The organism is Mesorhizobium dulcispinae, assembly GCF_033977345.1.
Lineage (GTDB): Bacteria > Pseudomonadota > Alphaproteobacteria > Rhizobiales > Rhizobiaceae > Mesorhizobium > Mesorhizobium dulcispinae.
The window spans coordinates 53352-73741 of the sequence record NZ_JAVIIY010000008.1; the positions used below are offsets into that span (position 1 = coordinate 53352).

Sequence of the window (20390 nt, forward strand, 5' to 3'; positions counted from 1 at the left end):
GCGTATTGCCAGCCTAGAGCAACCGGGACTTTTCAATGCGGTCGGAGCGCGGTCGACACGACGACCATAGCGGGAAAGCCGGTCAATGTCGGACACCCAGGGGATGGGCGGCTGACCTGACCTATCCGACCGACGATCGGATGGAAGGATCGGTGCAGCGCCGCTGTGTTCGAAGCTGGCTCGATCGACCCGGCTATTCCACCTTCTCTACAAACTGCAGGAACTCGACCGGCGGGAACAAGTTGAGCTTCCTGGCAACCTTCATGTTCACCAGATAGGCAAACTTATCCATGGCTACGACCGGCATGTCGCCGGGCTTGGCGTTTTCCGTCAGGATCTTGGCCACTTGGTCTCCCGCAAGCTTGCCGACGTCATAGTCGCGGGCGGCTACCGACATCAGTGCCTCGGACTCGGCGACCAGATGCTCATACGGACTGAGCACTGGCAGGCCATTAGCCACGGCAGCGCTGGTGAAAGCATCGGCGTTCTTCTCCAGGAAAGTGCTCGAACCCAGGTACACGAACTGCACGCCGGCTCGTTTCAACTGGGCGGTGGCCTCAGGAAGCTTCGCTGGATCCGGTGTGCCGTCGGGGAGCGTCTGGAGCGGCAAGGCGTCGAAAGCGAACTTCATTTTCTGCGACAACGCCGTCAGTTCCTCCATCTTTTTCACGGAGTTGGGCTCGTTGCGATCGAACAGGAGACCCAGATGGTCGAAGTTCGGCAGGTAGCGCTTGATGCTCTTGATGTTGACGCTTTCGGGGACTCTGTTTCTGGTTCCGGTAACATTGGCGCGACCAGTTTTGTCGTAGCTCTCGATGATACCCGCCCCGATCGGGTCGGCTACTACGGTGAACACCACAGGGATATCGTTGAGAAGATCAGGATTCTGCCGGTCCTTCATCGTGCCGATCATGCCGAGAGTGGTTTTTGTGCCCCAGGTGACCACCACGTCGGCCTTGCGCTCGCGTGCGTCGGCGATGAAGCCGGGCAACTTGCTCTTGTCCTGAGCCGCATCGTCAACGACGAAGCTGACGTCAACTTTCTTCTCTTCAAGCGAATCCTTCAGGCCTTTGCAGACATCCTCGCAGCCCAGCCAGGTGATCATCACGACAGTCTTTTTCGCCGCCTCGGCTCGAGGCGGAAGAATGAAGCAAGCAGCCAATGCGGCCCCGATCAACATACGATGCCCGAATTTCATGCCTTCCTCCCGTCCATGATTGGCAAGCCTGGGCTTGCCACGTGATAGATGAAATACGTGCCGACTCCGGCCAGCACCAAAACGGCGATCAGGCCCATTCCGGCGGAGTAGCCAAACGTTCCTGCCACGCCAGCAATGACGATCAGGCCCGCCACGCTGCCGAGCCGCTCCATGACCCTGACCGTGCCGACGATCTTTTCCGAGCCAATATGGACCAGCCGTCCTTCCGCCAGTTCCATCACCGTGGCCGTCTGGGGCCCGGTCACCAGCCCGTAGCCGAGGCCTGTTCCGATTGCGGCGGCAAGCATGGTCCAACCGCTGGTCATTGCCGCCGCCGCGAGCAGGGTCACTCCGCCAAGCAGCGCTCCAGCAACAGTGATGGTTACCGCCGAGATCTTGCCCGCCGGCAGCCGCCCGTACAGCGACCCCGACAGGATGACCATGAGAAAATAGACCATCATCATACGCCCGGTATCAGCCGTGGACGCGCCAAGCGCATTCATCTGCAGGGATAGGAGGTAGGAGATGAAGACCTGATCGAGGATCGTTTGGGGCAGGATTATTCCAAACAGCAGGGTCGCGAACTTCCCGTCGGTCATCGCTTCAAGCAACTGCCCTAGTCTGGCGCGGTCGCTCGGCTTGGCCACCGCCGAAACGTGGCTGGTTGCGGGTAGCATCTGAGTGATCATCGCAGCTGAAATCAGGATCAAAGCCGCGCAGACCAGGAACACGGTGCGCTCGCCCAGTCGGTCGGCGATCACCCCGCCCAACGCAGTTCCGGCATAAAAGCCTCCGAACAGTGCGACGTGGAACAGGCCGAGCGCCTGGCCGCGTTCCTCCTTTGGGGCTGCATCGATGACATAATCTTGGCAGGAGAGCGAAGCAAAAGCATAGCCCGTGCCGCTCAAAACGCTGAAAAAGACGATTTCCACCACATTGTTGGAAATGAAGTAGCCAAGGTTGGCGAGGGCCCCCGGAATCGCTGCAAGCAGGAATAGATTGCGGTGGCCAAAGCGCCTGGACAGCGGTCGCGCATAGGGTGAGCCGACAACGATGGCAATAAGATAGGCGGCCAGCGGTAAGCTGATGACGATGCCCGGATTGAGCAAAGTCATAGGGTTGTCGGCGTCGCGGACATAAAGCGAAAAGAACGACAGCGAAAAAGAGTCAGCCGCTGCGATCAGGAATAGGGGAAGTCGCACGTCACTGAGGCTGCAAAACCGCATGATCAACGGTCTACCGGCCGGAATGATGAAATCCGGCTCCAGTTGCGCAGCGCGGTTGCCATCGGGAAGTCCTCGAACGACTGCCATCATTGCTCCAAGCCGCTCCGCCCTCAACGACAGGGCTTGGCTCAGCCGATCGACGGCGCTGACCCCGTTGGCCAGGATGCGTTGGGAGAAGTCGCCGGCAGCCTGCAGCTTCAGAATGTAGTCGAGGCGGTTCAACGGCCCGGCCAGCGAGTGGTTGGTCATCACCGAAACCAGCTCGACCGCCAAAAGAATTGTGACCAGAGTCACGACCAGGAGGTCGAGGATCACATCGCGGAACTCGCGCGACAGGTAGCCGGCATTTTTGATGACGACGAGATTCGCGATCGCCTTGCCGTCGACGACGATCGGTACGACAGTCCCAGCCTGTAGCATCGCAGGCGTGGTAATTGGGGGCCGATCACCCACCGCGAGGATTGGGCGGTTGGTGACAAGCGCGAAATAGGAGATCTCGGGAAAGTCGCGAAGCAGCGATCTGAAGAAATCCTGTCCCCCGACCATTGTATCAAACGGCACACCGGCCTGGAGCGTTCGCGCAATGGCGTCATTGGCGATGCTGCCGATAAGCCTTGTACGTCTTTCAAGTTCCGGGGCGAAGGATTGATCGATGCTCCGGTAGGCAACAGCGCCGAGCGATGCGGTTGTTCCCAAGACCAAGGCGGCAATGAGCAGCGTGAGCCGTCGTGAGACCGCAATGGCCGTAGGGCAGTCAGGAACCGAGATAACGTCAGCACCCTGGACGCCTGCTGGCGGATCAACTCCCCGGTCTGCAGCCATCAGCGCCGTAAGCTTCGCCATTGCCACGCGGTATTTTGCGGTGCCGGTGACAAGCGTGGCGTGAAGATCGGCAAAATCGCGGGCCGCCACCATACTGCTGTCTTCGGCGTGGCGGGCGATATCGTCGAGGGCCCGGATGGTCGGACGCAGCCGGTAGCGCAGTGCCACGTAGGCCAGGGCCGAGAAGCCGGCCAGGAGCGCCAGCGCCGCCATCCGAATCTGCGAGCTGACCAGGCTATTATGCGACTGCAATTCCTTCATAGGATAAATGACAGCCAGCGCGCCTGACAGTTCGTTGCTCTCATCCAATATGCCGGCGCCGCTGACCAGTGCGGTTGCTGTCTCGAGATCCCACATGTCATTTGAGCCCTCTTCCATGGCGCGCGCCATTTGGTGCGTGTTGAATGGAACGGGTTCATCCGACACCGACCAGACGACCTTGCCCGATGGGTCGAGCAACACGATGTTGGAAATAGCCGGGTCTGACTGCCAGGCCCGGTTCAACAGCGCTTCTGCATTGCGTATCGTTGCAATCGGCAGACCGAGTTCTGAGACCGACCTGAAAGGGGCGGCAGTTGCCGCTGCGATGACTGAAAGGCGTTGTCGCAGAAGCTGCGAATAGACAGCCTCATTCTGCAATTTGACCAGCACCGCCAAGATGGCAATCACAATCGCCAGGACAAAGGTCAACGCTAGCCAGACACGCAGAAGTAACGTCATAGGTACTTTGCCAACACGGCTGCCGAATTATCGATGCCAACTCTCTCTACTGGTTGAAGTGGATCGCCCATCCGCTGCAGGGTGCCCCGATTTGACCTATCGCTCGCCCGCTCCGGCAGCGTGTCTCTACCCATGCCTTCGCCGGCGATTCTTATGTCACCCGCCGTTACGACAGCGCTTGAACGCGCGGTCGCACGGGTTGCGCAGCGTTAGTTTTGCGTTAGGATTTTGTCAGGCCAGGGAAATCTTAAGTGACGCAAATTGGGGCGGCGTCGCTGCAAGTAGAATCCCGCTCTTCGGTGGCTTCCGGATTGAAAAGGAAAGCTGGCGGTTGGTCTGGCTCACCGGAAAGCGAGGCCCCGCCATCATCGCCTATCTGCCCGGTGTCCGGGCATGGAGACGACGAGGGAGCGGCAGGCCGATCAGCTATGGAGCGATAGCGATACCGAGCACTCGCGCAACAGCCTGCGGCAACCCTCAGCGTGTTGCGCCGGGACCTCTCCCGATCGCGAGTCGACCTCATTCATTGGATTCGAAGCGATCGCCCGTCTCCCGGCGGAACCGGTGACCGGACTGCATGCCAATGGCGTTCGGATCAGATCGTGGCGACTACTGGAGCTTCCTCGGGTCGCCCGCGGACAGCCGCGAGGCATCGCGGTGAAGCAGCATGACCTGCTCGGCGTCCGACATTCGGTCGTGAATCGGCTCCAGCGCCCCGTCTTCATCGAGTGCAGCACCCGATAGATCGGGGGCAAGCACCGTAAGCTTCTGCTTGATGCCCGGCAGTTCCTCCTTGCCGAGCGTCAACCAGTTGTTGGCGCCGCAGTAGCTGGCGAAGTGTTCGCTGGCGAGAACGCTGTGCGGATATTTCTTGGTCAGGATCTGGAGGCGCTGGACCTCGTTCACAGCCGCGCCGAAGACAGAGAATGTGAGCCGGTCGGTAAGCCCGACATTGCCGAACATCACATTGCCGACATGCAGGCCGATACCAAATTTTATGTCGGACAACCCCTTTTCCTTTCTGCGCAGGTTGAGATCCATCATGCGCGCCATGGCCTTGTGCGCTGCGCCAAGAGCAGCCTGGCAGGCGGTCTCGGACTGCGAGCGGTGCCTTTCGCAAGGGTAGACGGCAATGAAGCCGTCACCTATGAAACTCATGATCTGCCCGCCTTTACGATTGAACGGTGCGGCAACGGCGTCGAAAAACTGGTTCAGCGTATCGATGTAGATTTCGCGGCCCGAGGTTTCGGCAAGCCTTGACGACCCACGCATATCGCCCATGACCAGCGCGGCCCGGATCGTATCGCCCTCGCCGCGCTTGATTTGACCGTCAAGCACGCGCCTGCCGGCGTCGCCGCCGAGATAAGTGGTCATCATGTTGTCGGCGAGCTTGGTGAGCACCGCCATCTTGGTTGCGATGGCGAGATGGCTCTGGATGCGCAGCAGCGCCGAAATCATGCTGTCGCTGAAGCCTGCGGCACTGTCGGTGGACCAGGACCCCATCATGCCCTGACTGGTGTTGCCGCTGAAGGGAAGGACGAAGGCCATGTAATCGGTGATGCCCATAGTCCTGAGTTCATCGAAAACAGGAAACTCCGACGGCACCGATGGGTCGAGCCGGCGTCGCAGATGCTCGAGCTTGTTGCTGAGCAGATGGTAGTATGGACTGGTGAGGAATCTGTCAGACGGCAAGCCGGCCTTGTGGCGGAAGCCTTCCACTTCCATGCCCTGGCCGCGAAACCAGGTGAAGCCAAGCGCGTCATAAAGCGGATGAAGCATCGAAAAGCTCAAATGCACCCGCTTCAGCGGCAGGCCGGCAGCAGCCAGCCGTTCGCAAAAGCCTTTTATCAATGTCTCCAGGTCGTTGCCCGCGAGTGCCGATTGGTTCAGCCAATCTGCAACCTTGTCCATGAGAATGGTGGAAATTTCTGCTTGTGCTGTGCTCATGCTATCTCGAAATCCGTCGAAGACGGAGCCTTTATGCTTTGATCCGCCATAACACAGTCCGCCAACGACCCAAAGACAAGAGCCCCGAAGTCAACCATGCCGGCTTCGGCGGCAAAAGCGGCGAAGAATTTCCCGGATGACTGTCCTTGCGGCCAGGGAGCAGGCGTAACTGCATCTATGTTCTGCAGCACTATGTGGCGAGGCTGCCGGCGGAGTGCAAACACGATTGTGACATCGGCCAAAAAATTCGCCGGCTCAGACGCCGTCAGGCCTTCACCACCGGCACCTTCGCCTTCAGGCTTGCGGCAGCCATCGCATAGCCGCCGGCCGCGCCATCGATGAAATGAAGGTGATCGCGCTGCAGCGGCGAAGCGACGAGGCATGTCATCAAGGCCGATTTCTGGCGGTGCAGGCCATAGCTGCAGATGCCCGCCTCTTCCGCCTGTTTCAGCCGGCTCTCGATCCGTTGCAACACATCAGCGTCAACGTCGATGGTCATCTTCAAGCCGTCGTCGAACTTGCGGAAATCCGAATTGCTGGCCACGTCGCGTTTGTAGACCTTCGGATCGAAGCTGCCGATCGTCCAGCCATATCTATCGGTGACAGCCGTAAGCGTCATCAGGAACACTACCCACAGCTTCGTCAGCCACCGCCGTCCTGCCGGCGCCGTGGCCCGCGCCTCGATGTCGAGACCAGCGGGCAGCAGACTGTAGTTCGGCCCGTTCACCGGCACCGGGTGGCCATCGCGCTCCTGCCTGCCGGCAAGGGCGATGATGTCGGAAACCAGCAACTGAAAGCCGCGCAAGTCGCGCGATGCCCCCGGTATGGCTATGATCGAGACGATTTCGCCATGCCGGGCTTCGATAGGGTTCCAGCGGCAAGAGAGGCCTGTCAGATCCGGCCGCGCGCCGGCCGGCGCGGGATCGATGCGGTAGCGCCCCGCTTTCATCTCGGCTTCCGCCCAACTGCCGCCACCGCCGGCGAACATGGCATAGAAGACCGCTTCGGAGGCCTGGAACCTCGCCACGCGAACGTCGAGGCCTTGCGCTCTTATGTCCCTTATCGGCACGATTGCGGCACGCAAGGTCAGGTCCAGCTCGTCCGCCACCCATCTCTGGACAGCCGCAAGCGCGTTGCGGGTGATCTCCAGCGCCGAGCCGGGAAACGCCACGAGCGCGCCGTCGCCGCCGAAGACAAAGGGAAAATCCTGCCGACCCAGCGCATTGAGCAGTGCCGAAATGACGCTGGCGCCAGCCATGTTGACGGTCTTATAGCGCCCAGCCGCGATCGCCTTGGTCGAGCCGACGATGTCGGCGGTGGCCAGCGCCCAGCCATCGGGGAGAGGCCGATAGTTGTCGATATCGGCAACGCTTTCGAACTTTGCGAAGACCGGCAGAGACGCGACAAACGGGTCGGACGCGGCAGCTGTTTCCATGAGCATCAGATAGCATATTCCACTGCTTGAAGGTGAAGTCGATCATGCTTCGAAATTGACTTGCGCCGGCTTTCCGATGATAGGGTCCGGCGATGCGAATTGCCTTCTACGCGCCGCTGAAGTCACCCAATGATCCCATTGCCTCCGGCGACCGCCAGATGGCACGGATGCTGGTCAAGGCGCTGGAACATGGGGGGCATAGCGTCGAGCTGGCATCCGAATTGCGCTTCTATCTACGCGAACCGGACCCGAAAAGTTTCGATGCGCTCAAGATCGAGGCCCGGGAGGAAGCCGCGCGGCTGACAAGGCTTTGGGATCGTGACGGCAAGCCAGATCTCTGGTTCTCCTATCACCCCTATTACAAGGCGCCCGATCTGATCGGGCCCGAGCTGGCGTCGGCTTTTGCTGTCCCCTATGTGACGGCGGAAGCCTCCTATTCGAGCCGGCGCAACGCCGGTTTGTGGGCCGATACGCAAGCATTGGTGGCGCGGGCCGTCGAACAGGCGGCACTGAACATCTGCTTGACGCAAAGGGATCGTCAGGGACTGGCAGATGCGATACCCGACGCCGCTTTCGACATGCTTTCGCCCTTCATCGACACATCGCTATTCCGGGAAACACCGGCGCGGGGTTGCCCGACGCGCCTCGTTACCGTCGCCATGATGCGCCCGGGCGACAAAGTCGAAAGCTATCGCATGCTGGCGCAAGCGCTCGGTTCGATCAGCCATCTGCCCTGGACCATGTCGGTCGTCGGCGACGGGCCTGCCCGTGAAGAGGTCAAAGCGCAATTCGCCGGCTTGCCCGCCGACCGTATCGAATGGGTTGGTGCTGTTGAGCCGGCCGCCGTGCCGGATGTCCTCTACAGTGGGGGAATCTACGTCTGGCCGGGGTTCGGCGAGGCCTATGGCGTTGCCTATCTTGAAGCACAGGCCGCCGGCCTTCCGGTGGTGGCTCAGAATATCGCCGGCGTGCCGGAGGTCGTGCGGGATGGCCAAGCCGGGTTTCTCACCCCACCGGGCGACGTGGCGGCGTTCGCTTCTGCCATTGAAAGGCTTCTGGCCCGTCACGACGAACGTGCCATCATGGCCGCGGAAGCCAGACGTTTCATCCTCGAAGAACGCTCCCTCGGTGCCGCGGCGGCGCGGCTGGCCGAACTTCTTGCGAAGATCCCGGCTTCATGACATCCGATCAGATTTGGCAACCCCTGGCAGAAGAACTGGCGCGCCGGCAACGAACGGGCCGTAAGGCAGAGTTCTGGCTGCGCGACGATGACGCCGTGGAGCCGACGCCTGCGCTGGACAGGCTGCTCGACCTCACCGGCGAATTCGCGGTTCCGGTCACCCTGGCCGTCATTCCGGCCCTGACCGATGAGAAGCTTGTCGCCCGGCTTGACGAGGCGCCGCATGCCACTGTCGCCGTCCATGGCTGGGCGCACCGAAACCATGCGCCCGAGGGCCAGAAAAAGCAGGAACTCGGCCCGCATCGGCCACGCGAGGCGGTGCTCGATGATCTGGCTCGCGGGCTGTCGCGCATAACCGGCCTGCACGGCGCACGTGCCGTTCCGATGCTGGTGCCACCCTGGAACAGGATCGACGCCGGCCTGGTATCCGAGCTTGGATCGATAGGATTTGCGGCATTGTCGGTCTATGGACCGCCGAAGCCAGCTTCGCTGGCGGTCATCAACAGCAATGTCGACATCATGGATTGGCATGGCACGCGCGGTTGCCGCGACCATGGCGTGTTGGTTCAGGCTATCGTCGCGCAATTGCATGCATTCGGCGGCGGCGGGCCGGTCGGCCTGCTCACCCACCATCTCGTCCACGATGAATCGGCCTGGCTTTTCCTTGAACGGCTGTTCACAGTCACCGCGCAGGCTGAAGCCTGCGCATGGCTTCCGATCAAGACATTGATCGGCCGCGGCGCCGGTAGAGCAATTCCAGGATAAAGTGTGAGCGGTTTCCCGTCCGGAATTGCGTCAAAGAAGAAGATAGAGGAAAATAGCTCAGCGCTCTTTGCGCAACGAGGCCGGAAATTTGAGCGTCTGGCCATCCCGCGCGGCAAAAGCTCCGGCAAACCTGTCCTTGGCCAGTTTCTCGATCTCGTCCAGTTCCTCGTCGGTGCGTGCCGGATCGTGGTGAAACAGCGCAAGCTCCCGCGCACCGGCTGCCTCGCAGAGCTTGACGCCCTGTTGCCATGTCGAGTGCCCGTTACCGCGGCGGCGTTCCATTTCCTCCTCGGTGTACGCACAATCGTAGATGACGAGGTCGGCATCTTTGATCAGGCCGAGCACCGCCTGATCGAGTTCGCCAGGCTTGTGCTCGGTGTCGGTGATCACTGCCACGACGCGGCCGCCCCATTCGACCCGGTAGCCTATGCAGCCGCCCGGATGGAAAAGACTGCCGGTTCGGACCACCACCCCTTCGCGCGGCCGAAGCACGTCTCCGGATACGAAATCGCAGCAGTCAATGTTTGCCTTGCAGATATCGAGTTTCACCGGAAACCAAGGCGGCCGCATGAACTCATCGACCATCTGCCGGGTCGTCATGCGTCCTGCAAGATGCGCGGACCAGAGCCTGACTTTGACGCCTCGGTCATAGATCGGCTTAAAAGCCGGCAGCCCGATGATGTGATCGTAATGGCAATGGGTGAAAAACAGGTCGAAATCGGTCACGCCCGTCGCACGAAACGTTTCGCCGGCAGGCCGCAGGCCAGAGCCCGCGTCGAACAGAAGCGTATGCTTGCCGCACCGCATCTCAATACAGATTGTGTTGCCGCCATAACGGGAGAATTCTGGCCCCGATACCGAAATGCTGCCGCGCACACCCCAAAATCTGACCAGGAAAACGTCGTCGTCCATGCTACCTCTTCGCAGTCCAGTCGCCCATGGTAGCCGGTGCCATCACGACGGCGAGGATTAAGCGCGCGTCAGTCGTTACTTGGTGCTTCGTGCATCGATCAGATCCGCGGTCGTATGGCTTAGGCGATCGGCAAGAACCCGCAATATCTCGATGGTCATTTCCGGGAACTCCTTCATAAGCCTCAGGAAATGATCCTTGCGGATTCTCAAGGCCTCCAGCGGACTTGCGGCTCTGACGGTGGCAGTGCGACTGCTGTTGCATAATATGGCTATCTCGCCAACGATCGAATTTGGCACCAGTTCGGCAACTTTTATCGGCCCGCTGTCGGAATCGACCAGAATATCCGCCCTGCCTGAAAGGATGACATAAGCGGCGTCTCCCTCGTCGCCCTGCCGGAAAAGGATCTCGCCGGCGCTGTAGCTCACGCGATCGGATGTGAACGCAAGCAGCTTGAGCTTTGTCGGCTCCACGCCAGAGAACAAGGGAACGCGTTGCAGCATTCCAACCTCATCCTTGAGAAGCATTATCGCAAACCTTCCCGAAATTCACGCCTGCGAGATTAGAACAACCGGCACCCAGATGGAATTCTGTTTCCAGACGGCGAGACGAACCAGGCGAAAGGTGGCGAGCCCGATCGGCCGCAAACCCCAATTCCTGACCTTGCAGCAAGTTCCCACCGGCAGAATAATCCCGTCTGAATGTCCTATGCTCTATGACAGCAGTTCCTTGAAAATACCGCTCCTTGCCAGAAGTGTCTCTTGAGTTCCGTCTTCCACCAAACGACCCGAGTCGAAGACGACAACGCGATCGAACATCATCCCCATTGCCGGATTCGTCACGACCCACACAATTGCCGGCGAATGGCCGTCGCGTCTGGCTTCCTCGAGCACGTTTCGCAGCACCTTCTCCTGCATGCGCTGGTCGAGCGCCTCCAGCGGCCGGTTGAGAATGAGAAAATCGGGACGCTTGAGCAGGGCCCGGGCAACATCGAGCTTTTGTCGCTGTCCACCGGTCAGCCGCCTGCCACCGGAGCCGACGTTGAAGTCCAGGCCGACATCCAGAAGTTCGCCGTAAAGCCCCAGTTCGTCAAGAATGTCATAGACGATGGAGCGTATGCGGTCCGGCGCGTCGGGATGGTTGTTGCCCACACGCCCGAACAGGACATTGTCCATGACGGTAGCCGCGGCAATGTATTTGGCAGGATCGTAGCGTTCGACCGCATTTTGCAGGTCGGGCGGCAAGTTTTCATAGAACATGTTGCGTGCAGCGACGATCTTGCTCATCAGCTCGTCACTCAGCAGGCCGAAGCGGTGCCGGGGCTCGATATAGGCAAAGCTCAAGGTGACGATCATGGCGCGATCGTTCTCCGAAACCGCGTCATAGGGACGGTTCTTGAGCCGTTGCAGCAAGGTTTCGTAGGCGGGTATCTCCTCGGCGCTCATGAAGGCGAGCTGCTGGAAGAACTGGTGATCGGGCGGCAGGTCGGCAAACAGCTCGATCGTCTGTTCCGCGATCTCCATGCCCATTTCGTAGAGCGCGCGGTCGAGGCCGGATTGCTTCAGCACGGAAGCAAAATAGGGATTGGCCGCCAGAGCCCTATCAGCCAGTTCGGGACCGGCGGCAGCGCCGAAGAGCAGGTTTTGGCCGATCGTTGCTTCCTTGTTGTAGGCGCCCGGTTCGAAAGGAACCACCAGTCCGCTCAGCCCTTCGTGTTCCAGCCGGGTCCGCAGCGCCGCACGCAGTTCGACGATGTGCCTGGCAAGCTCCGTGTGACGCGTGAGGTCGGCCGAAGAACGCAGGCCAAGATCCAGAATGTCGCGCGACAGGACGACCGCGTCGAGCACCCGGCGCACGGGTTCAAAGAGGTCGTGCGAGCCGGTAGCGCCGGCGGAAGCATAGTCTATCCAGTCGCTGTGAATATCATGATCCGGATTGCCCGATCGGCTCGCCTCCTCGATGTCCCAGCGGCGCTGGTCCGCCGCAGCGCCTTCATAAGTCACCGATGTCAGCGGCGCATGCTTCAACCCGTAGAGCAGATTGTCGCGCAGGCTTGCCTGGAACAGGAAAACATCCGACGAGGCATAGGAGATGCGCCGGCCGGTCACTGCTTCGGGGAGTTCAAGCAGGTCATCGGCGCCCGAGGCGACCTTTCCGCTGCTGGGCCAGACCAGCCGCGCGAAGGCTTCTGCAAGGGCGTCGGCTCCACCTGTTGCGGTACTGACCAGCGCCACCGTCTCACCCGGCTTGACTTGGACGGAGATGCGGTCGAGGAGCATCGCACCGCCATCGTCTGCTACGGACAGGCTGATCGCCGACAGCGGGTCGGTCATCGGAGGCGGATCGTCGACCGTCAATGCCGCGATTCTCGGTGCAATGACACTCTCGACGGAGAACTGTTCAACGACCTGTTGATATTTGACCTGGACATCCTGCCGCGCCTGATCCCAGTCGATCAGTTCCTTCATCGGTCCAGGCAGATCCTTGTAGGCGCCGATCACGGCCACGAGCTGGCCGACGTCCAGCCGCCCCTCGATGGCTAGATATCCGCCGATCATGTAGAACAGAAACGGCGTGACCTGCGCGAGAAAATTGTTCAGGAACTTCACCATGAATTTCCATTGGTAAAGATCGAAGCGGATCTTGAAGATGCGCCCGAGCCGGGCAGCTATGTCGGCGCGCTCGTAGTTTGATGTATCGTGGACGTGAACCGCGCCGATGCCGTCGACGATTTCGCCGACCCGGCCCGAAAGCGCGCGCGCCGTCAGCTGTCGCTCGCGCCCGAGTACGATAAGCCGCCGCCGCATTCGCGGGATGAGCACGATCTGGATCACCACGATCACGGCTGCGATCATTCCGAGCCAGAAGTTCTGGACCACGATGAACAGCATGGCCGTCAGCGCCTGGCCGCCGAGCAGTACCGGCTGCAGGAAGGCATCGCCGATGAAGCCGCCCAGCGGCTCCACCTCGTCCTTGACCATGGTCGCCACTTCGGCGGATTTCACCCGTTTGAAGTAGCGCGGCGGAAACCGCAGCACACGATCGACCAGATCGAAGCGGATACGCCGCAGCATGCGTTCGCCGAGGCGGCCCTTGTAGGTGTTGATGTAGAGTTTGAAGAGGCCGTTGATGATGACCAGCAAGAGGAACACAAGGCTCAGGGCAAACAGCGTCTCCTCGCGGTCGAGCTGAAAACCGGAGAAGAGCTGGACCTCGCCAATGAACGGCAGGTCATAGTGCAGCTTCATGAATGGTCGGGTCGCGCCCGGTTGCTCGAAACCGCGCCCCTGGATCGGGCCGTTGACGATCAGCTTCGGCAGATCGAAGGACATGAAATACGGGATCATCGAAAGCAAGACGATCACCAATGTCCAGATCTGCTGCTTCTTGGTATACCTCCAGATATATCGGACTAGGCTGGGTTCCATATGCGACTGTGGACCTTCAGTTGGATGGACGGATGCAAAAAGCACCTGCTGGCGAACGGCGTGTCGGCGATTTCTTCGTCGCCAGCAACAGGTTCGCAGTGGAAGGAACCTGCCAGGCGGCGCGATCCAGATCCGGCGCATGGGCGATGACAACGACATGGGCATTGTTCATCGGCGAAGAAAGCAGCTGGCCAAACGGTTCGCTGCTTCCGTAGGGTTTTGACGAATAGCCGAGCAGCACGGGGCTGCAGCTGCGCGGCTGGCGCTGGCGGATGGACGCCGATGGTCCGAACAGATGCAACAGGCTCTCTCCGGCACCGGACAATGGCGAAGCGGCTTGCGGCATGATCACGTCCGCGAATCAAACAGGCTTGCGGGAGGCAAGATTGCGTTGTGTCGCCCGAAACCCCGACATACAAGACGAATATGATGGATGTCACGCAACCACGCAATGCCGGCATGGACCAGCACGAGCAAGCCTTGGACCTCACGCGGGGAATTGCTGCCTATGTCAACCACCCGCTGGTGGCAGGGCTGGCGCGCGTCATCGCCAAGCATCCGAAGGCCGATATCGCCAACGCCTTCAACCACAAGCAGGTCGCCTGCAAGATGTGGGCGCTCGACAGGCTGTTCGAAAGCTGCGGCGGCCGGTTCGAGCGCATATGGGTTCTGGGTGGATGGTACGGCGTATTGCCGGCAATGCTTTTCAACGATGCCCGCTTCGACATCGCGGCGATCGATAGCATCGACATCGATCCCGAAGTCGGGCCGGTCGCCCGGACCCTCAACCGGGAAGCCGGCGACCGGTTCCGGGCGCTGACGGCGGATATGTATGCACTCGACTATGCGGCCGGGCGGTCCGACCTGATTGTCAATACGAGCTGCGAACACATAGCCGATCTGCGCGCCTGGCTTGCTCTGCTTCCGCGGGGCACGAATGTGCTGCTGCAATCCAACGATTATTTCAGCGAGCCGACGCACATCAACTGCGTGGCTTCACTGGCAGCCTTCGAAGCAATGGCGGCGCTACGGGAGGTGCGGTTCTCCGGTGAACTGCCGACAAAAAAATATACGCGCTTCATGCTGATTGGAACCGTTTGACGCATTTCGCCCGAAAGAGCGTGGCGGTTCTGGGACAACGATATCGCGCGACGCCCGTTAGGGGCCGGTTTTCAGGGACCATGTTCTATACCGCTCGCGCAGGATTTGCGCCGAGTGACGCGCGCCTTCCAGATCGAGATGGTGCGCCGATGGCGGCGGTGCCGCAAGCGCCCGTTCGATCGCTTGCGCCATACCGTCAGGCGTCAGGTCCTTTTCCATCAGCACCGTTGCAAGACCGAGTTCTTCGAGCATCTGGGCGCGAACCGTTTGTTCGGTTTCCCCGCCGGCTGCAAATGGAACGAGCAGGGAGCGACACCCCGCGCGCAGGACATCGCAGACCGTGTTGTAACCCGCCTGCGAGACCGACAGGGGGGCACCGGCCAGCAGGCTGGCGAAATCCTCGCGGAACCGGAAGATGGACAGGCCCGGCGTGGCGTCGTATGCGATCGCGTCGAACTCGACTTTCGGCAGGTTTGGGCCGGTGATCAAACACCATTTCCAACAGTTGTTGGCATTCCGCGCCGCTGCGATGGTGGCGCTCACAAGGCTCTTTCCGGCAGCCCCGCCGCCAACCGACACCAGAACGTCGAAGCGCTCGGAGGCCGCGGGCGCTGGCGGCGCCGCAACGAGACCTGTGTAGGCGACCTCGGCCCTGATCGCCCCAGCCAGCGGAAATGTCTTGTCGATGGTTGCGAAAGCCGGATCGCCGTGGACCATGACAAGGTTGAAATGCCTGTTGATGAGATCGACCGTTTCCTCGTTTCGGCCCGGCTTGACGCGCTCCTGAAGGATATCACGGACGGACGTCGCCAGCAGCGGTCTGGGTGACGTCGCGTCGATGGCCTCGATCAGCGGCAAGAGTTCGAAACGCATCTGCCGGCGTCCAAATGGAAACGCCTCGACAATGACGATATCAGGCCGGCAATCCCGGTATGCCTGCAGCAGCATCTCCGAACGCCGTTGCTTGAAATCATCGTCGACTGGTTTGCCCTGCAGGTCGACAAGTCCCGAAAATCCTTCATCGCCTGAGGTGACGGGTGGCAGGGTTACAGATTTTACCCCTGGTCCCGGAAACCCCGCGATCGGCGCTCCGCCGGTCACGACGGTTACGTCGAACCCGTCATCGACCAGAGCCGCCGCGATGCGGCTGGAGCGCGCGAGATGGCCGATACCGAGCAGGTGCTGGACATAGAGGAAGACGCGCGTCAATCGGCGGCCCGCCACTCGCGCTCGAACAGTTCCTTGAGCTGTCCAATGCTTGCCGTATGATCGAAATTGCCGCGCACGCGCTGCTCTGCGGCGTCGCCGAGGCGGGCGCGCAGCACGGGATCCCGGATCAGGCGTTCCAGCGCCTGTGCCAGGGCAATTGGGTTTTCAGGCGGAACCAGCAGCCCGGTTTCATCCGGCGATAAAAGCTCCGGCACGCCGGAAATATCGGTGGACACGCAGGCAAGCCGCTGGCTGGCCGCCTCCACCAGAACATTCGGCAGACCGTCCCGGTCGCCATTTGCGGTGATCCTGCAGGCCAGGGCGAAGATGTCGGCGCGGCGGTAGTGCTCGAGCACCTCCTTCTGCGCAAGCGCGCCTTTCCAGGAGATGCGACCATCCAGTCCAAGCTTTTGCGCCAGCGCCTTGAGCCGTTCCAGGTCCTCGCCGGAGCCGATATGCTCGAAACGCCACGCCAAATCGCCAGGCAAAAGGGCAAGCGCCTTCAGCAAGGTATCGTAACCTTTCTTTTCAACGGCGCGCCCGACACTCAGAACGATAACCGGTTCGTCCGGCGCCGAGCCGTCACGCTGCTTTCGCGCCTCGCCGAAAATGCCGAAGCGATCAAGGTCGAGCCCATGATAGCTCAGATGCACAGACGAGTTGCCGTTAGCGAGTTCTTTCAGACGGTCGAAGCCGGTTTTCGTGCAAGTGACCGTCCAGCGCGCCGAGGAAAGCTTGCCAGCCAGATCCCAGTCCGCCGAAGTCCAGATGTCCTTGGCATGGGCTGAGCAGCTCCAGGGCAGACCACGAAGCAGGCTGGCATAGCGCGTCACCGATGCCGGCGTGTGTGCGAAATGCGCATGCAACCATCCCGCCCCTTCCGGCCATTCGGCTGCCAGCACGAGCGCTTGTCCGAAGCGACGCACACGATTGCGCGTGAAGTCGCGGGGGAGATCGGTAGCCAGCGATCCGAGCGCGCGCCAGAGGCCCGGCCGCGGCAGATGAGCAAACAGCGAGCGAAGCACGCGCAGCGGCTCTCTATGCAGATATTCCGGCAGATAATGGACGGGCGCTTTGATCTCGTCATGCACGGGGTGGCGTTTTGCGTCGGTCGGCCGCCTCAGCGCGACGAGTATCAGTTCGAACCCCGCACGCTCCAGACCGAGCAGTTCCTGCGCGATGAAGGTTTCCGACAGCCGCGGATAGCCCTTCAGAACCACGACGATCTTGCGGCGTTGCAACTCAGTTCAGTCCTTCGATGACCGAAAGGTGATGGCCGGCCCGCCGTTCGAGCAGTTCCGCGACGATTTCGGAAATATGAGGCAGCCCTTCCAGCGTCAGATGCGGATTGCTCTGTGATGGGCGGGGCCGGTCCGGCAGCACCACCAGTGCATCGGCAAACCGCTGGGAATCCTTGGCTTCTTCCGGCAAAAGCATCTCGATGAGGCCGAGTTCGGCTGCGCGCCGGGCGCGGATCAGTTGTTCCTCCCGAGGCTCGGTGCGCGGCACGATCAGCGCCGGCTTGTCGAAAGACAGTATCTCGCAATAGGTGTTGTAACCGCCCATCGCCACTACCGCCTTGGCGCCGGCAATCAGGTCTTCCATGCGGTTGTCGAACTCGATGATCTTGATGTAGGGGATCTTGGCCCCCTTCTTGAGCAGCTTGTTGCGCTTGCGCGCCGGCATGTAGGGCCCAAGCACGATCAGCGCCCTATGCTGCAAGTGCGGGTCCTGCTGATAGGCATCGATGACGTCGTGGATCAGTTCCGCGCCGTCACCGCCGCCCCCGGTGGTAACGAGGATATACTCGCCCTCGGGCCGGTGGCCGGGCAACTCGATCCGCTGCAGGCTCCGTTGCAGGAAACCAACGAACCTCATCTTTGCCCTGACAGCCGGCGGCACATCCAGGCCGGTCAACGGATCGTAGAAATCCGGCGGGCCATAGGCCCAGATCTTGTCGTAGAACAGGCCTATCTTGCGCATTACATCCCTGCGTGCCCACTCTGCTTCGAGCAGATGCGGCGCATCCATCACCTCGCGCAGGCCAAGCACGAGCGTGGTACCCCGCGTCTTGAGGTAGGACAGAGTGTCCTCGATCTCACCGCGCAGGCCGAGCGGTTCCTTGTCGACGATGAAGATATCCGGCCGGAAGGTCTCGGCCGTGTGGCGGATGATCGACTGCCGCATCCTTAGCGTCTCATGCAGATCGATATCCTTTTCCAGCGACGTGTACTCGCCGTTGCGCAACTTGATGACGCTGGGGATCTTCACGAAGTCGACACGGGCGCGATAGTCGAAGGCGCCGGCGATAGGCGCGCCTGAAATGATCAACACCTGAAGTCCGCGGAAATCCTCGACCAGCGAATGCGCGATCGTCCGGCAGCGCTGCAAGTGGCCGAGCCCGAACGTGTCGTGGCTATACATGAGAATTCGAGCGTCTTGTACGTGCTGGGTCATTGTTGAACGTCTTTTCGAATTCTCGCTTCAGGACCGTAGGCGACCCCGCAGGCCTCGAAGCCATCAAGGGTCTACCGACTTGTCCGACTTGCCACAGGGAGCCGCCTAGCCCTTTCGTCGTTCCCCTTAGAGCGTCCAGGGCGGCACGGTTACGATAGTGAATGCAATTAAGGCCAACCGACCCAATAGGTACTTGGGTCATGGACCCGGTCTACGATGCGATCCTTAAAATTGATCCTGCCTGTCCCGAGGGCATTGGCAACCAGAGCGGTGCTGGCAAGCTCACGCGCGATCAAAAGCGCCTCTCATCATTGGCCGGTCGAATTTTCTCATGCACCTTTCATATCAGCCCACCGAGAATTTCGGCAACGGTGTCCAAGGAATGCAATGCGCCCCGGGGTCCGACACTGCCAAGCGGCAAATCAGGCCGGGAGCCGCCACATTCGCACACGACCTGTACCACGCAATTCCGTTTCCTCGAGTGGGTCGCATGCAAAATCTGGTCCAAGCAGTTTATGAGTTGCATCCGAGATACGGATTTCATCGGGCTCCGCGGCCTTTTGAATCCGCGCGGCGAGATTGACGGTGTCGCCCCACAGGTCATAGACAAACCGTCTTTTGCCTATGACGCCCGCCACGATCGGTCCTGAGTGAATTCCAATTCTAAGACTTAGCGGTTCGCCCGCGAAGCGCTCGCGTCTGGCCGCCTCCCGCAGCTCAAGCGCATAGTGCACAAGGGCTTGTGCATGATCGGATCGCGCGGTGGGCAGGCCGGCAACCGCCATCACGCAGTCGCCGATGGTCTTGATCTTTTCGCAGCCATGTTGCTCCGAGAGCAGATCCGCCGCCTTGAAGAAGTAATTCAAGATAGCGAGCGTTGTCGTGGCTCCAACGCTCCGCGCTCTTTCCGTAAAACCGACGATGTCGGCAAAAAGCACACTCACCTCCGCGTGGCTGTCTGCAATTTGCTCGTCCGCCTTCAGCCGCTCCGCGATCGACGCCGGAAGAATGTTGAGGAGCAGGGATTCGGCGCGCCGGTATTCGCGCGACAACCCCTCCTGGCTCTCCCTCAATGCCTCGTTCGTCGATTGTAATTTCTCATTGAGTTGACGCTCCCTCTCCTGCAGGAGCGTCATTTCATAAGCCTTCTGTTGCAGCCGCTGCTGGTTGTCGCGTTCGGGAGTGGCGTCGAGAAAGAGCAGCCACACGGAGCCGCCGTCGCCAAAGAGATGAAGGTCCGCGACACACCCGCCGGGCAGTTCCACCATGGGCATATGGTATGGAAGCTCCGGGCAAGGCAGCAGCCCTTCCATGAATTCAAGCTGATCGGCAACGGGCTTGCCAATGCGAAGCGACGAGAGTCCGTAATGTTCAAAGTTGCCGCCCTTCGCGGCTATGCATTGCCGGGCGTCAATTTTCAGATATGCGGCAGAGCGCTCATTGTAGAAGAAATCGTATATCCAGCTTCTGACTTCTTTCGGCACTCTGGGCATGGTCTATTTGGCGACCATCGAGGCAAGCTGACGAAACGCATCGTCAACATGTTCGCCAGAAAGCGCGCTTGTCAGATAGATTTGCCATCCACGTTGCTTCAGTTCGTCAATCTCACCATCCGATATTGCCCACCGATCGGCCAGATCGGATTTGTTGAACAGCAATACGAACGGCATGGCGCCGAATTCGGCCTCGGCCCGCTCGCGCAGCGTGAGCGCCACGGCAAGAGTAGCGGGCCGGGTTCCATCGACGACGAGCACGAGCCCGGTCGCACCTCGCACATAGCTGACGCGGAATGAACCGATGTCGTCTTCGCCGGCCAAATCCCACAAAATCAGATCCACGGTTTTGTCCGGGAGTGCGACACTCTTCTTGTCGATTTTCACGCCCACCGTGGTCAGGTAGTTTTCCGAGAAGATGCTTTGCACGAACCTGCGCACCAGGCTCGTCTTGCCGACAGCGAACCCGCCCAACATGCAGATCTTTTTTTGCAGCATC

At 60.5% G+C, this 20390-nt stretch carries 16 protein-coding genes; 3 read left to right on the plus strand and 13 right to left on the minus strand.

All coding sequences use genetic code 11. From position 1 onward, the window contains the following. Positions 1-193: 193 nt before the first annotated feature. The 4 genes from RFN30_RS18315 to RFN30_RS18330 all read right to left on the minus strand — a co-directional run bounded on the left by RFN30_RS18315 (position 194) and on the right by RFN30_RS18330 (position 7348). Positions 194-1198: an ABC transporter substrate-binding protein gene (locus tag RFN30_RS18315; protein WP_320263493.1), complete on the minus strand. Its 1005-nt coding sequence runs from the start codon at positions 1196-1198 to the stop codon at positions 194-196. Then, on the minus strand, positions 1195-3966 hold the full coding sequence (locus RFN30_RS18320; RefSeq protein ID WP_320263494.1) for an MFS transporter: 2772 nt from the start codon (positions 3964-3966) through the stop codon (positions 1195-1197). The genes RFN30_RS18315 and RFN30_RS18320 overlap by 4 nt, the downstream gene beginning before the upstream one ends. A gap of 609 nt (positions 3967-4575) precedes the next feature. Then, entirely contained in the window at positions 4576-5913 is a 1338-nt protein-coding gene (locus tag RFN30_RS18325) for an adenylate/guanylate cyclase domain-containing protein (RefSeq protein WP_320263495.1), read from the minus strand. A 265-nt stretch (positions 5914-6178) separates the two neighbouring features. Beyond that, complete coding sequence (locus tag RFN30_RS18330; RefSeq protein WP_320263724.1) at positions 6179-7348, minus strand: DUF3095 domain-containing protein; 1170 nt, start codon at positions 7346-7348, stop codon at positions 6179-6181. A gap of 92 nt (positions 7349-7440) precedes the next feature. Between RFN30_RS18330 and RFN30_RS18335 the strand changes: the two genes are divergently transcribed. Together RFN30_RS18335 and RFN30_RS18340 are read left to right on the plus strand one after the other, a co-directional pair. Continuing rightward, positions 7441-8529, plus strand: a complete 1089-nt coding sequence (locus RFN30_RS18335) for a glycosyltransferase family 4 protein (RefSeq protein WP_320263496.1) — start codon at positions 7441-7443, stop codon at positions 8527-8529. Next, positions 8526-9293 (plus strand): polysaccharide deacetylase family protein, encoded by a 768-nt coding sequence (locus RFN30_RS18340; protein WP_320263497.1) that lies wholly within the window; start codon positions 8526-8528, stop codon positions 9291-9293. Before RFN30_RS18335 ends, RFN30_RS18340 begins: the two co-directional genes overlap by 4 nt. A 57-nt stretch (positions 9294-9350) precedes the next feature. On the opposite strand, the gene RFN30_RS18345 is transcribed toward RFN30_RS18340, so the two are convergent. From RFN30_RS18345 to RFN30_RS18360, 4 genes are all read right to left on the minus strand, one after another. Next, positions 9351-10205 carry an MBL fold metallo-hydrolase gene (locus tag RFN30_RS18345; protein WP_320263498.1) on the minus strand — a complete coding sequence of 285 codons (855 nt, stop codon included), beginning with the start codon at positions 10203-10205 and terminating at the stop codon, positions 9351-9353. A gap of 75 nt (positions 10206-10280) precedes the next feature. Then, positions 10281-10730 carry a cyclic nucleotide-binding domain-containing protein gene (locus tag RFN30_RS18350; RefSeq protein ID WP_320263499.1) on the minus strand — a complete coding sequence of 150 codons (450 nt, stop codon included), beginning with the start codon at positions 10728-10730 and terminating at the stop codon, positions 10281-10283. Positions 10731-10916: 186 nt separating this feature from the next. Continuing rightward, complete coding sequence (locus RFN30_RS18355; protein ID WP_320263500.1) at positions 10917-13631, minus strand: ABC transporter transmembrane domain-containing protein; 2715 nt, start codon at positions 13629-13631, stop codon at positions 10917-10919. A gap of 16 nt (positions 13632-13647) precedes the next feature. Beyond that, positions 13648-13977, minus strand: coding sequence for a hypothetical protein (locus tag RFN30_RS18360; RefSeq protein WP_320263501.1), 330 nt, complete (start codon positions 13975-13977; stop codon positions 13648-13650). An 80-nt stretch (positions 13978-14057) separates the two neighbouring features. Here RFN30_RS18360 and RFN30_RS18365 point away from each other — a divergent pair, with 80 nt between their 5' ends. Beyond that, positions 14058-14732: a class I SAM-dependent methyltransferase gene (locus RFN30_RS18365; protein WP_430699064.1), complete on the plus strand. Its 675-nt coding sequence runs from the start codon at positions 14058-14060 to the stop codon at positions 14730-14732. A gap of 57 nt (positions 14733-14789) precedes the next feature. Here the strand turns inward: RFN30_RS18365 and RFN30_RS18370 are convergent, their stop codons facing one another. The 5 genes from RFN30_RS18370 to RFN30_RS18390 all read right to left on the minus strand — a co-directional run bounded on the left by RFN30_RS18370 (position 14790) and on the right by RFN30_RS18390 (position 20389). Further along, positions 14790-15941, minus strand: a complete 1152-nt coding sequence (locus RFN30_RS18370; RefSeq protein ID WP_320263502.1) for a glycosyltransferase family protein — start codon at positions 15939-15941, stop codon at positions 14790-14792. Beyond that, entirely contained in the window at positions 15938-17182 is a 1245-nt protein-coding gene (locus tag RFN30_RS18375) for a glycosyltransferase (RefSeq protein ID WP_320263503.1), read from the minus strand. Before RFN30_RS18375 ends, RFN30_RS18370 begins: the two co-directional genes overlap by 4 nt. A gap of 1 nt (position 17183) precedes the next feature. Beyond that, positions 17184-18398, minus strand: coding sequence for a glycosyltransferase family protein (locus tag RFN30_RS18380; protein ID WP_320263504.1), 1215 nt, complete (start codon positions 18396-18398; stop codon positions 17184-17186). 422 nt (positions 18399-18820) lie between these two features. Continuing rightward, entirely contained in the window at positions 18821-19891 is a 1071-nt protein-coding gene (locus RFN30_RS18385; RefSeq protein WP_320263505.1) for an adenylate/guanylate cyclase domain-containing protein, read from the minus strand. 3 nt (positions 19892-19894) lie between these two features. Beyond that, positions 19895-20389: a Rab family GTPase gene (locus RFN30_RS18390; protein WP_320263506.1), complete on the minus strand. Its 495-nt coding sequence runs from the start codon at positions 20387-20389 to the stop codon at positions 19895-19897. Position 20390 lies beyond the last annotated feature (1 nt).

Excerpts from the sequence above, each read along its gene's own strand:
- RFN30_RS18355 (WP_320263500.1), bottom strand. The coding sequence starts at position 13,631 with ATGGAACCCAGCCTAGTCCGATATATCTGGAGGTATACCAAGAAGCAG.
- RFN30_RS18360 (WP_320263501.1), bottom strand. The coding sequence starts at position 13,977 with ATGCCGCAAGCCGCTTCGCCATTGTCCGGTGCCGGAGAGAGCCTGTTG.
- RFN30_RS18385 (WP_320263505.1), bottom strand. The coding sequence starts at position 19,891 with ATGCCCAGAGTGCCGAAAGAAGTCAGAAGCTGGATATACGATTTCTTC.
- RFN30_RS18315 (WP_320263493.1), bottom strand. The coding sequence starts at position 1,198 with ATGAAATTCGGGCATCGTATGTTGATCGGGGCCGCATTGGCTGCTTGC.
- RFN30_RS18340 (WP_320263497.1), top strand. The coding sequence starts at position 8,526 with ATGACATCCGATCAGATTTGGCAACCCCTGGCAGAAGAACTGGCGCGC.
- RFN30_RS18345 (WP_320263498.1), bottom strand. The coding sequence starts at position 10,205 with ATGGACGACGACGTTTTCCTGGTCAGATTTTGGGGTGTGCGCGGCAGC.
- RFN30_RS18320 (WP_320263494.1), bottom strand. The coding sequence starts at position 3,966 with ATGACGTTACTTCTGCGTGTCTGGCTAGCGTTGACCTTTGTCCTGGCG.
- RFN30_RS18350 (WP_320263499.1), bottom strand. The coding sequence starts at position 10,730 with ATGCTTCTCAAGGATGAGGTTGGAATGCTGCAACGCGTTCCCTTGTTC.
- RFN30_RS18335 (WP_320263496.1), top strand. The coding sequence starts at position 7,441 with ATGCGAATTGCCTTCTACGCGCCGCTGAAGTCACCCAATGATCCCATT.
- RFN30_RS18380 (WP_320263504.1), bottom strand. The coding sequence starts at position 18,398 with ATGACCCAGCACGTACAAGACGCTCGAATTCTCATGTATAGCCACGAC.
- RFN30_RS18390 (WP_320263506.1), bottom strand. The coding sequence starts at position 20,389 with ATGCTGCAAAAAAAGATCTGCATGTTGGGCGGGTTCGCTGTCGGCAAG.
- RFN30_RS18325 (WP_320263495.1), bottom strand. The coding sequence starts at position 5,913 with ATGAGCACAGCACAAGCAGAAATTTCCACCATTCTCATGGACAAGGTT.
- RFN30_RS18330 (WP_320263724.1), bottom strand. The coding sequence starts at position 7,348 with ATGGAAACAGCTGCCGCGTCCGACCCGTTTGTCGCGTCTCTGCCGGTC.
- RFN30_RS18365 (WP_430699064.1), top strand. The coding sequence starts at position 14,058 with ATGATGGATGTCACGCAACCACGCAATGCCGGCATGGACCAGCACGAG.